12 protein-coding genes are annotated in these 11,758 nt (G+C 58.2%); 7 read left to right on the top strand and 5 right to left on the bottom strand.

Features of this window, described 5'->3' with window-relative positions:
- Positions 1-738: calcium-binding protein (locus FOY56_RS04260; RefSeq protein ID WP_425468352.1), on the bottom strand; the 738-nt coding region annotated here is incomplete at its 3' end.
- A 426-nt stretch (positions 739-1,164) separates the two neighbouring features.
- Here FOY56_RS04260 and parA point away from each other — a divergent pair.
- From parA to FOY56_RS04235, 5 genes are all read left to right on the top strand, one after another.
- Positions 1,165-1,797: a ParA family partition ATPase gene (gene parA / locus FOY56_RS04255; protein ID WP_246139402.1), complete on the top strand. Its 633-nt coding sequence runs from the start codon at positions 1,165-1,167 to the stop codon at positions 1,795-1,797.
- Between the two features lie 31 nt (positions 1,798-1,828).
- Positions 1,829-2,152 carry an antibiotic biosynthesis monooxygenase family protein gene (locus FOY56_RS04250; protein ID WP_146344541.1) on the top strand — a complete coding sequence of 108 codons (324 nt, stop codon included), beginning with the start codon at positions 1,829-1,831 and terminating at the stop codon, positions 2,150-2,152.
- Between the two features lie 110 nt (positions 2,153-2,262).
- Positions 2,263-2,670, top strand: a complete 408-nt coding sequence (locus tag FOY56_RS04245) for a universal stress protein (RefSeq protein WP_146344540.1) — start codon at positions 2,263-2,265, stop codon at positions 2,668-2,670.
- Between the two features lie 14 nt (positions 2,671-2,684).
- Positions 2,685-3,266 (top strand): rhodanese-like domain-containing protein, encoded by a 582-nt coding sequence (locus tag FOY56_RS04240; RefSeq protein WP_146344539.1) that lies wholly within the window; start codon positions 2,685-2,687, stop codon positions 3,264-3,266.
- A 223-nt stretch (positions 3,267-3,489) separates the two neighbouring features.
- Entirely contained in the window at positions 3,490-5,118 is a 1,629-nt protein-coding gene (locus FOY56_RS04235) for a long-chain fatty acid--CoA ligase (RefSeq protein ID WP_146344538.1), read from the top strand.
- A gap of 30 nt (positions 5,119-5,148) precedes the next feature.
- Here the strand turns inward: FOY56_RS04235 and FOY56_RS04230 are convergent, their stop codons facing one another.
- A complete protein-coding gene (locus FOY56_RS04230; RefSeq protein WP_146344537.1) occupies positions 5,149-6,072 on the bottom strand; it encodes an MBL fold metallo-hydrolase in 924 nt (307 codons plus the stop codon).
- 257 nt (positions 6,073-6,329) lie between these two features.
- Here FOY56_RS04230 and hemP point away from each other — a divergent pair, with 257 nt between their 5' ends.
- On the top strand, positions 6,330-6,497 hold the full coding sequence (gene hemP, locus FOY56_RS04225) for a hemin uptake protein HemP (protein WP_146344536.1): 168 nt from the start codon (positions 6,330-6,332) through the stop codon (positions 6,495-6,497).
- 27 nt (positions 6,498-6,524) lie between these two features.
- Here hemP and FOY56_RS04220 read toward each other — a convergent pair whose 3' ends face one another.
- The 3 genes from FOY56_RS04220 to FOY56_RS04210 form a co-directional block, all read right to left on the bottom strand.
- Positions 6,525-8,513: an ABC transporter permease gene (locus FOY56_RS04220; protein WP_146344535.1), complete on the bottom strand. Its 1,989-nt coding sequence runs from the start codon at positions 8,511-8,513 to the stop codon at positions 6,525-6,527.
- Complete coding sequence (locus FOY56_RS04215) at positions 8,513-9,529, bottom strand: quaternary amine ABC transporter ATP-binding protein (protein ID WP_146344534.1); 1,017 nt, start codon at positions 9,527-9,529, stop codon at positions 8,513-8,515. Before FOY56_RS04215 ends, FOY56_RS04220 begins: the two co-directional genes overlap by 1 nt.
- A 100-nt stretch (positions 9,530-9,629) precedes the next feature.
- A complete protein-coding gene (locus FOY56_RS04210) occupies positions 9,630-10,571 on the bottom strand; it encodes an ABC transporter substrate-binding protein (protein ID WP_146344533.1) in 942 nt (313 codons plus the stop codon).
- A gap of 543 nt (positions 10,572-11,114) precedes the next feature.
- On the opposite strand from FOY56_RS04210, the gene FOY56_RS04205 reads away from it, so the two are divergent.
- Positions 11,115-11,744, top strand: coding sequence for a helix-turn-helix domain-containing protein (locus FOY56_RS04205; protein WP_146344532.1), 630 nt, complete (start codon positions 11,115-11,117; stop codon positions 11,742-11,744).
- The last annotated feature ends 14 nt before the right edge of the window (positions 11,745-11,758 follow it).

The following is an 11,758-nucleotide window of genomic DNA, read 5'->3' as shown; positions in this document are numbered from 1 at the left end:
GTCATTATCGCCGCCACCAATCAGAGTGTCATTACCGCCCCCGCCGTTCAGCTTGTCCTTGCCGTCGCCGCCGTCCAACTCGTCGTTGCCGTCGTCGCCGTTAAGCTCATCCTTGCCGTCGCTGCCAGACAATTCGTCAGCACCGTCGCCGCCATTCAAGGTATCGTCGCCATCGTCCCCGTTCAGTTCATCTTCGCCGTCGCCGCCACTTAGAATGTCGGCACCGTTACCGCCATGCATCGTGTCGTCGCCATCACCACCGAAAAGGTTGTCGTTTCCGCCATACCCCCAAAAAATGTCGTCTCCGATCGGATTGAAAGTGTTCCCGGGACCGAAGGCCATTCCCTGCGTTGCGATATCGTTCTGATCGGTGAGATGAAATTCCCAGTCGCGGTCGAGAAAAAGTTTTTCGACGGCGGCAGGGTCGGTTCCGTCTGACGCGTACACAGATGCGAGCGTAAGCGCGTACAACGTTATGTTCAGGCCATTCATTTCAACGACTTGTTGCCCGCCAATCGAAAAAGTGTATGTGTCAATCACTCCGGCCAACTGCTGATTGTCCAGATCGGAGCCAAAAAATGAAAAGAGAACTGACTGATTACCCAAAGTTCCCCCGCCGGTAAACTCATTCGAGTTGAAAACCAAAATGTACTCGTTGGTGAGGTCATTATTGAACGTTTCGATTGCCTCCAGAATCGTATAGCTGCTGTTGCGGGGAATTGTGAAAATTGCTGGCAAGACTGGCTTCCTTGTCAATGACCTATGGTTTTCTTTTGGTCAGTGGGTTTTTGATGTAGGGGGGCTGAGCTGTCAGGCGGGCGCAGCCGCGTGACTTTTTGACACGTGAGATTATTGTGTGTTTTACTCTCGATCTTATCCCGGAGAGTTTTCCTGTGGTATTTTTTTGTTGTATCAAAGGGATCACGAATTGAAACTTGTGTCAACCAAGCTGGGATAGTGTCAATTGACCTCAAATCATTCCACTGTCTGTTTTCACGAATTGGAGACGTGTCTTTCAGGTTTTTCTGGCGGGCGGTCAGGCAGTTTTTTCCGCGATAGGTTGGTTTTATGTGCGTCAGGCCGCGCGCGTTGCGGCCTTTTTTCGCCTTGCACGCGGGCTTTTGCACAGGTCTAGTCCGTAGGACAGCGCGGATCGGAGAAGCCTTGGGACACGTCATTACAGTTGCTCAGCAAAAGGGCGGATCGGGCAAGACCACGCTGGCGGTCAATCTTGCCGTGGGATTTGCCAAGGCGGGCAAGTCGGTCGCGCTGATGGATACGGATCCGCAAGGCAGCGCCGGACGCTGGTTCATGACGCGGATGGAGGCGATGGACACCCCGGATATCGAATTTTCCACGGCCTCGGCCTGGGGGGTGACCTATGAGGTGCGCAAGCTGGCCGATGCCCATGACATTGTCATCATCGACACGCCGCCCAAGGCAGATAGTGATCTGAGACCGGCACTTAGGGCCTCGGATCTGGTTCTGGTGCCGGTTGCGACCTCTCATCTGGATCTGTGGGCGGTTGAAACCGTGCTGTATCTGGCAGACCGCGAACGCAAACCCGCGATGATCGTGATGACCCGCAACCGGGCCGGAACGCGACTGGCGGCGGATGTGGCCAGCAAAGCCGCCGAACTGGAGGCGCAGGTGGCCCAGGTGCCGATGGCGAACCGGGTGGTCTATGCCGAAACGCTGGGGCAGGGGCGCGCGGCGCTGGAAGCTCCGAAAGGTCCGGCACATGACGAAGTGAAACGGCTGGTCGCCGAAGTACAGGCGACATTGGAAAACCTGTGATAGCATCGGCTCAGCCACCAAGGAGGAGCCAATGCCGACCATTTCCAAATCGAACACCGTTCAGACCGTAATTACCACGTTCGAGATGACTCCGGGCACCTGTCAGGATCTGCTGGACGCGCTGACGGCAGCCTATGCTGATTTCATTTCCAAACAGCCCGGATTTATTGCGGCGGGATTGCATGTGAATGATGCCCAGACCCGGATTGCCAATTATTCACAGTGGGATCGGCGCGAAGATTTTCAGGCCATGCTGCGCAGGCCTGAAATGCGAGAACGCAATCGCAAGATCAGCGGGTTGTGCAAAAGCTTTGAGCCGGTGATGTACGACGTGGTTGATACGTTCAGGGCCTGACCGGACTTGACCTTGGGCCTTTTGATGCCGCCGGACGGGGTATGATTTGGATCAATGTCAAACATATCTGAACAGTACATCATTGATCAGGTTGGAAGGAGAACTTCAAAATGTATCACAATATCCTCGTCCCGATTGCGTTCGATTCAGAGCGCGACACAAGTGCGCCACTAAAGCTGGCGGAACTGCTGGCGACGCCAAATGCCAAGGTCACCCTGCTGCATGTGGTCGAACATATCCCCGGCTATGCGATTTCCTATATGCCCGCGGATTATCTGCGCGAAGCGCGCGCCGCTATTCAGTCGCAGCTGGATGAATTGGCGGCACAGTTGCCCAACGCCAAGGGTGTTGTCATCGAAGGCCATTCCGGACGGTCGATTCTGGATTGGGCGACGGAAAACAAGCCGGATCTGATCATCGTGGCGTCGCATCGTCCGGGCATGCAGGATCTGCTGCTGGGGTCGACTGCTGCGCAGGTTGTGCGCCATGCGGCCTGTGCCGTGCACGTGGTTCGCTGAGGGGAGATCCGGATATGAAACTGGCGGTTTGGGGCGCTTTGGCGCTGGCTTTGGCCGTGCCCGCATGGGCCGACCCGGTCGGGATCGGGCGCGATATGCAAGAGGCGATCGTCGAAACAGCGGAAGGTCCGGTAACGATTTCGCGGATTCAGGACAACGCGAACGAGGTCACCGGTGAATGGGCGCGCACATCGCGGGCCTGCCCACCGTTTTGCATTCAGCCGATGACCCCCGCCGACGGGGTCACCACCATCGGCGAGCTTGAGCTGATTGCGATGCTGCAAGACCCGGACGCCATTGTTGTCGATAGCCGCGTGGTGTCGAATTACGAAGGCGGCACGATTCCCGGGGCGATCAACATCCCCTATACCGAGGCCAAGGACCGACTGGACGAACTGGGGTGCGAGGTCGATTTCGAAGGCTTCGACTGTGAAAACGCCAAGCCCGTCGCACTGTTCTGCAATGGCCCGTGGTGCGGACAATCTCCGTCTGCGGCGCGCCGCATGATCGAAGCCGGATACCCGGCCGAGCGCATCTATTACTATCGCGGAGGCATGCAGGTCTGGCGTCTTCTGGGTCTGTCCGTCACTCAGTAATCGGTCTGTCTTTCAAAAAAGCCACTCACGGCTGTTACTGCGCCCGGCCTGTCACAGGGCCGGGTTTTTTTGTTCGTCCTGACAAAATTGTGCCGCTTCCCCCGCATCTTGCCCAACACGGTGTCTTGCCTACATTAACCTTCTGCCGTCTTGTAGACACAGGACCGGATCGCCGCGGTGGAGGACCATCGGCGAAACAGGAATGAAAGGGAGGAGACCGCCCATGGGTGGCAAGATGATGCACAAGCAGCTGAACGTCAGCTCGCTGGTGGCGCATGCGGCGCGCTATCACGGCGCGACCGAGGTTGTATCGGTTGAAACCGACGGATCGACAACGCGCACGAACTGGGCCGGAATTGACGCCAAGGCCCGGCAACTGGCCTCGGGGCTGGACAAGCTGGGGGTAACGGATGGGGCCCGGCTGGGCACGCTGGCCTGGAACAACCGCCGCCATCTTGAGATCTATTTCGGCGGCGCGGGCAGTGGTCGTGTCACCCATACGATCAACCCGCGCCTGACGCCCGAGCAGATGACATACATCATCAATGATGCGGCAGACGAGGTGCTGTTCTTTGATGCCACGTTCACGCCGATGGTGGCCAAGCTGAAGCCGCATCTGGGCAGCGTGCACCATTTCGTTTTGATGGGGCCGCCTGATGCTGCCGCCGCCGAAGCGATAGAGGGGCTGCTGTTCTATGACGATCTGACCGATGGCGGTGATCCGGACTATGTCTGGCCCGAGATCGATGAAACCCGCGCGTCGGGGCTGTGTTACACGTCCGGGACCACGGGCAATCCCAAGGGGGTGGAGTATACGCACCGCTCGACCATATTGCACACGTTGGGGGCCAATACCGTGGATGGGCTGGCCTTGTCGGCCACCGACACGTTGTTGCCTGTTGTGCCCATGTTCCATGCCAATGCATGGGGAGTGCCATATGCCGCCGCTGCGGTTGGTGCACGCGTCGTATTGCCGGGTCCGGATCTGTCCGGCCCGCATCTGGTCAAGCTGATCGACGAAGAACGCGTGACCATGTCGCTGGGCGTGCCGACGATCTGGATGATGCTGCTGGATGCGCTGAAAGAGACCGGATCAAAGGCGGCCAGCATGACCCGCACTCTGGTCGGTGGATCGGCCTTGCCGCCATCGATGATCCCCGAATTCCGCGATAACTTCGGTGTCGATCTGGTCCACGCCTGGGGGATGACAGAAACCAGCCCGCTGGGGTCGCTGAACCAGTTGTTGCAGAAGCATTCGGACATGACCGAGGCGGAAAAAGAAGTCATCCGGCGCGGGCAGGGGCGTCCGCCCTGGGGGGTTGAACTGCGCATCGTGGATGAAAACGGTGAAGTGCTGCCCGAAGACGGCGAGGCGCAGGGCGAATTGCATATTCGCGGGCATTGGATCATCGATACCTATTACGGCAAGGGCGAAGATGCGCTGACCGATGATGGCTGGTTCGACACTGGCGATGTCGCGTCGATTGACGCCGATGGCTATCTGATCATTCGTGACCGGTCCAAGGACATCATCAAGTCGGGTGGCGAATGGATCTCGACTGTTGAACTGGAAAACATCGCCATCGCGCATCCCGGTATCGCCAATGCGGCGGCCATCGCGGCCATGCATGAAAAATGGGCCGAGCGGCCGGTGGTGATTGCCGTGCCGGTGCCCGGTCAGGCCCCGTCCGAAGAAGAGCTGATCGCGTTCTACAACGAAAAGGTCGCTGGCTGGCAGATGCCCGACAAGATCATCTTTGTTGATGAGCTGCCCGTGGGGGCCACGGGAAAGGTGCAGAAGAACAAGCTGCGCGAGGCCTATGGTGACGTCTTGATGGCACCTGCCGGGTAACCCGGCAGGCTGAGTCCGAAGGCGTGTAGGTTACGCGCCTTCGGAGACAAAGCGATAGGTGTCGCCGTCGCGTTCGACACGACCCAGGCCGCCACCGGGCAGGTGAAAGCCGACCATGCGCATCTGGTCATGGGCGATCTGATCCAGCAGTTTGACCCGCGTCGCCGCCGCCATCGGCTGATCCTGATCCGAGCCTGAGTTCCAGTCAGGCCGCGCAAAGGCAACATGGTGATTGCCGATGGCGTCGCCGACAACCATTACGCTTTCACTGCCCGAGCGCAGTTCAAAAGCCATGTGGCCGGGTGTGTGACCATAGGTGCCATGCGCCATGATGCCGGGCAGGACTTCTTCGCCGTCGTCGAAGAACGTAATCGCGTCTTCCAACGCTTCCAGCCTTCGTTTGGCGCCGACCGCAAAGGCGGTGCGCGAACTGTCGATGCTGTCGACCGTGGCCGGGTCATACCAGTAGTCCCACTCGGCCTTGCCGATCATGTGTTCGGCTTCGTAGAAAAACGGGTCATCAAAGTCGTCCAGCACGCCCCAGATGTGATCGGGATGGGCGTGGGTGAACACGACATGGGTCACGTCTTCGGGCGCGATTTCGGCGGCGTCCAGGGCTTCGGTCAGCTTGCCGGCTGAGGGTTGAAAGGTTGATCCCGCACCAGTGTCGAACAGAATGACCCGCTCTCCATCGCGCAGCAGCGTCAGGTTGCATTCTGGTGTCAACGCGCCTTCTGGGATCTTGTAGGTTTCAAGAATCGGGGCCAGTTTGTCTTTTGGCATTGGGCCAAAGATGAAATCGGCTGGCAGGCTGAGATGGCCGTCCGACAGGGTTTGCAGCTTTGCGTTGCCAAAGTTGAGTTCGGTTGATGCCCAGGCGCTGCGCGCGCCAAGTCCGGCCAAAGCAAGGCTTGCGCCCGCGCCCTGCAGGATGGTCCGCCGGGTAATCGTCATTGCGGGATCTCCTTTGAATTCTGATTTGCAACATCATCGCATTCATACATGCGAATTTCAAATGGTATGCGGTCGCATCCGGTGTTGCGGCTGAGATTGACAAACATGAGTAAATTAGTCAGATTAAGACTCATCCCAGCCACCCCGTTTGCATCGGGCCAGCAAACACATTTGAGACAAGGAAATGCGCCCATGCGACCAATGGTTCAGGCTAAGCCTGTGTGCCCTCAATTCGTTTCAGCGAAAGGGGCCGCGGCATGACACTTCAGGTTCCAACCCCACACAGCGCCAGTGCGGTACCGGTTCTTCCCGCCCATCGGGCCGAAGATCTGACAAATGGTGGCAACCTTGCCCAGATCGAACTGGGCGATCAGGTGTACACGCTGCGGATCACCCGCGCCGGAAAGCTGATCCTGACGAAATAGGCGGCCCGCCCGGTTTCGTATCGGGGATCAATCGGGCAACCCCAGCGCCTTTTTCTGATCTGACGCCCATTGCATGATCGTCAGATCGAAGGTCAGCGCCATCAGGGACACGCAGATGCCAAGCACAAAGTTCTTGCCCAGATCAGTGCCAGCCAGGGTGCGCTGCAGTTCTTGCCCCAAATCCTGGGTGCCAATGAACGCGGCGATGATCACCATGAAAAACGCGAACATGATGGCCTGATTGAACCCCACGGCCATTGTCGGCAGGGCCAGCGGCAGTTGCACGTTCCACAGCTTTTGCATCCGGGTCGCGCCGGACATGTCGGCGGCTTCGGTCATTTCAGGCGGCACGGTCCGCAAGCCTTCGATCGTGTAGCGGATCAGGGGCACCATCGCGAAGATCAGGATCGACATCACGACCGAGGTCGCGGTGATGCCGAACAGCATGATGGCCGGGATCAGGTAGATGAAGCTGGGAAAGGTCTGCGCGGTGTCGCAGGCCAGAAGTACGCGCTGTGACCACTTTTCGGATCGCGCGGCGACGATGCCAAGCGGAACGCCGATCAGCAGGGCCAGCGAGACGGCCGAGATGACGGAATACAGTGTGATTACCGAGCGGTCCCACCACCCCGACAGCGCCACGAGGCTGAAAAAGATCGCCCCGTAGATCGCGGGCTTTTTGCCGCCCAGGCTGAGAGCAAAGGCCACGATCAGCATGATGAAGGCGGGCGTCGGGATTGACAGCAGGAAGTCGCGGAACGGGTTCAGGATCCAGACGTTCAGCACATAGCGGATGGCTCCGGTGGTGGCCTGAACCGGTTCCAGAGCAAGAAACCCCTTGATCAGCGTGTCGATCTCTTTGCCCTGGCTGAAGTTCTGCTTGCGCCCGATCTCGGCGGCAAGGTCAACAAACTGTGCAAGGATGCAAAAGAACACAAACACCGCGACACCGGTCAGCAGGATCGCATGCCTGCGCCACCACGGTGTGCCACGTTCGAAATGTTCGGGCTGTTTGACCACCCACGCCTTGGACATGCGGTCCAGCATGACGGCCAGCAGGACAATGGTCACACCGATTTCAAACGAGCGGCCCAGTTTGAAGCTGCCCATCATCGCCAGCAATTTGGCCCCAAGCCCGGGCATGCCGATAAAGGCGGTCAACACGACCATGGCCAGACACAGCATGATGACCTGATTGACGCCGACCAGAATTTCGGTCCGGGCCGAGGGCAGGTAGACATGGCGCAGCAACTGCCACTTGGTACAGCCGCTCATGTTGCCGGCCTCGACCACCTCGGGCGAGACTTTTTGCAAGCCCAGCGTGGTCATCAGGATCATCGGCGGGATCGCATAGATCGTTGTCGCAACGGCCCCGGCGGTGGGCCCGACTTTGAAGAAGATCACCGCAGGCAGCAGGTAGGTAAAGAACGGCAACGTTTGCAGGACCGACAGGACCGGTTTGATCGTTCGGTTCACCCAGGTGTATTTCCAGGCGAGGATGCCCAGCGTCAGGCCGATGAAAAACGCCAGAGGGGCCGCGACCATCAGGACCGACATCGTTTCCATGGCGATTTTCCACTGGCCGATCAGCGCGGTCCAGATGAATGTACCAGCGCCCAAAGCGGCCATGCGCCAGCCACCCAGATAATAGCCGATGACAGCGGCCACACCGGCCACGGCTGTCCATGGGATCGGGCCGATATGGGGCCAGCGGCGTTTGCCGAACATCAGGTTGGCGGTGACGTCCAGCAGCCATTCCAACCCTTCGGTCAGCGTGCGGGTCAGTTTGAGAAGCCCAAGATCGTCTTTTACAAAGTTAAAGATCGCATCCAGCCAGCCCGCGAACGGCGGGATCATGGATTCGGGTATGCGGAACAGCCAGTCCGGCAAAAGCCCCGCATAGTGCAAAAGCGTCAGGAAAACCGCGACGGCCACAAGCGCCAAGGCCACGCGACCGCGTGACCATTGGGCGGGGCCGACTGTATCGTTCTTGATGCTGCCTGCCACATCCGCCATCAACTGGCCTCCAGCAGGATTTCCAGGGCAGCGGCGCGATCCATTCCGCCGACAATTTTCCCATCGCTTGCGACGGGAATGATTGCACGGGTGTCCTGAACCAACAGGCGGGCCAGATCCTGCACGGACGCTTTGGCGTCTACCGGATCACCGGTTCCGTTGTCGGATGACGTGGCCAACACGCCAGCGTGCACAACGCGGGCTTTGTCGATGTCTTCGGTGAATTTGCGCACGTATTCTGTGGCGGGATTCAGCACGATCTGATCAGGCGTGTCGCATTGTTCGACTGCGCCGTCCTTCATGATTGCGATACGGTCGGCAAGACGCAGCGCTTCGTCAAAGTCGTGGGTGATGAACACGATGGTTTTGCCCAGCATCGCTTGCAGGCGCAGGAATTCATCCTGCATTTCGCGCCGGATCAGCGGGTCGAGTGCGGAAAACGGCTCATCCAGAAACCAGATATCAGGTTCAATCGCCAGTGATCGGGCGATGCCGACACGCTGCTGCTGTCCACCGGACAGTTCGCGGGGGAAGTAATCTTCGCGCCCCTCAAGACCGACCAGTTTGATCACTTCAAGCGCGCGTTCGCGTCTGGCGTGTTTGTCCTGACCGCGCATCTCGAGCGGAAAAGCCACGTTATCCAGAACCGAGCGGTGCGGCAGCAGTCCAAAGGACTGAAACACCATGCCCATCTTGTTGCGGCGCAGCTCGATCAGTTCTTTTTCCGACAGGGACATGATGTCCTGTCCTTCGACGGTGATCGTGCCGCCGGTGATATCGTGAAGGCGGGAAAAACAGCGCACAAGTGTCGACTTGCCCGAGCCGGACAGGCCCATGATCACCAGCATTTCGCCGCGCGACACGTCGATTGACACGTCCTTGACGCCTGCAATGTACCCATCGGCCCGGATGTCATCAAAGCTGTGCCCTGCAGGCAGGGTCTTTAGATACCCCTCGGGGTCGGGGCCAAAGATCTTCCAGGCGTTCTTGCAGGATATCACAGTGTCGGCGGACATATGTTGCTCTTTCCTCACCGGATTTTGGTATCGGTGTTTAAAACACCCGCCCGGAGTTTAGCCCCGGACGGGTGAAAGTCATAACCTGTTTTGAGTAGGCTTAAGACGCCCAGCCCTGCCAGACGGTTGGGTTTGCTTCCAGCCATTCGGCCGCCGCTTCTTCGGGCTCAAGCTCTTCGACATCAACCAGACGGGCCATTTCGGCGATCTGCGGGTTGGTGAACGAGATCTTGGTCAGAACGTCGTATGCGGCTGGCCATTTGTCTTTCATGCCATCCCACGCCGCTTTCTTGAGGTACCCGTCCGCAGGGTTGCCGCAGTCATACAGCGCGTCCTTGTTGGGGCCCACAGCCGGGTCTTTGTCACAGCCGTCTTCCCATTTCGGGAATTCGACAAATTCACCGGGCCAGACGGCTTCGGCAAAGTTGGGTGTCCAGTTGAACACGACGACGGGCGTCTTGTTGGCTTCGGCAGCGCCGATTTCAGCCCAAAGGGCAGCGGCGGACCCGGCGTTGACCACGACGAAATCCATGCCCAATGCTTCGACCCGTTCCTGACCGTGCTTCAGCCAGTCAACGGGGCCATCCAGATAGCGGCCCTTGTCACCGGTTTCTGCCGTGGCAAATACGGCCGCGCAGTCATTCAACGCTTCCCAGCTTGGCAGGCCGGGGCAGGCGTCTTTGGTCCACATCGGGTACCACCAGTCTTCGCGTGTAACCGCGTCATGGTCGCCTGCGTCATGCAACCCGCCCTTTTCCAGCGCGGCGCGGAAGGATGCGCCAAAGGCGCCTTCCCAGACTTCCAGTTCCAGCGTGACGTCGCCCATGCGGACCGACTCGTACACGGCCTGGCTGTCGGTGGTGACGAATTCGACGTTGTTGCCCATCGATTCAAAGATCTGACCGACAACGTGGCTCATCACGATCTGCGACGACCAGTTGTGGATCGGAATCACGATCGGGTCGCTGCTGTCTTCGGCAAAAAGCGCCATAGGCGCAAAGGCCAGAACGCCGGCCGTGAGGGCGGTCGTAAACTTGTTCATTGTAGTCTCCCTAGTGGTACGCGGTCGTTTTGCCGCTTTTTCGGTTCGCATGGCTTTGATTGACACTCCGGCTTCGAATCCCGGATTCTTGCCATTTATTAACGTGAGTCAGTTTTGCATAATTTTCCTATCAATCAAGTTTTTTTCTTGAAGGGGTGCTGCTGCGGAGTGGTGTTTGGCCGAAAAACCGGGGAGCCGAGTCTGGCATGAGTGCCCAGCGGGCACTGGTAAGCTTATGTTTCGGTGTCACAAAAAACCTGTTTCTTGTCGCGTGTTCAGATTTCAGGCGGTTTTGAAGATTGCGGAAGCAAGTGGCTGTGCTGGCCGCTCAAGAAGATGTGACACCTGCCGGGCGATTCCCCGACCTGCAGCTTAGTGCGCTGCGGGACATGATCGCCAAGTTTTTACTCTGATGAAAAAATAATATTCTCAGGGTGAAAGTTGCCTTATGCTGGTCGCACCAGTTCCAAGAACCGATTTGTTTCGTGGTCTTGACGTGTATAGAAGGCTGCAATCGTGAACATTGATAAGATAGATGCCAAAATGGCCAGCAAACTAACCCAGGATCCACACAGCACGCGCAATGGCGAGCGTGAGAAAGTCCTTGAGGTTGCCATCGGTCGCGAGGTTCGGGCATTTCGCCGCCAGCAGGAGATAACGGTGGCCGAACTGGCCCAGATCACCGGGCTGTCGATCGGGATGCTGTCCAAGATCGAAAACGGCAACACGTCGCCGTCTCTAACGACCCTGCAAACACTTGCGAATGCGTTGTCCGTGCCTTTGACCAGCTTTTTCCGACGGTTCGAAGAAAGCCGTCAGGCCGTGCACACGAAGTCGGGCGAAGGTGTTTCGATTGATCGGGAAGGCACCCGGGCGAACCATCAGTACAACCTGTTGGGGCACATCGGGGCCAATGCATCGGGTGTGATCGTCGAACCTTATCTGATCACGCTGACCGAAGAATCCGACGTGTTCCCGACCTTCCAGCACGGTGGGATCGAAACGATCTATATGCTGGAAGGTGAAGTGGATTACCGGCACGGGGACGAGGTGTATCCTCTGAAACCCGGTGACACGCTGTTCTTTGACGCAGATTCGCCCCATGGGCCTGAGAAACTGGTGATCCTGCCAGCGCGCTATATCTCGGTTATCAGCTATCCGCAGAATGCCTGATCCCGGCGCGCAGG

Source organism: Falsiphaeobacter marinintestinus, assembly GCF_007923355.1.
In the GTDB taxonomy this organism is placed as follows: Bacteria; Pseudomonadota; Alphaproteobacteria; order Rhodobacterales; family Rhodobacteraceae; genus Phaeobacter_A; species Phaeobacter_A marinintestinus.
This window is presented reverse-complemented; position numbering and strand designations above follow the sequence as displayed.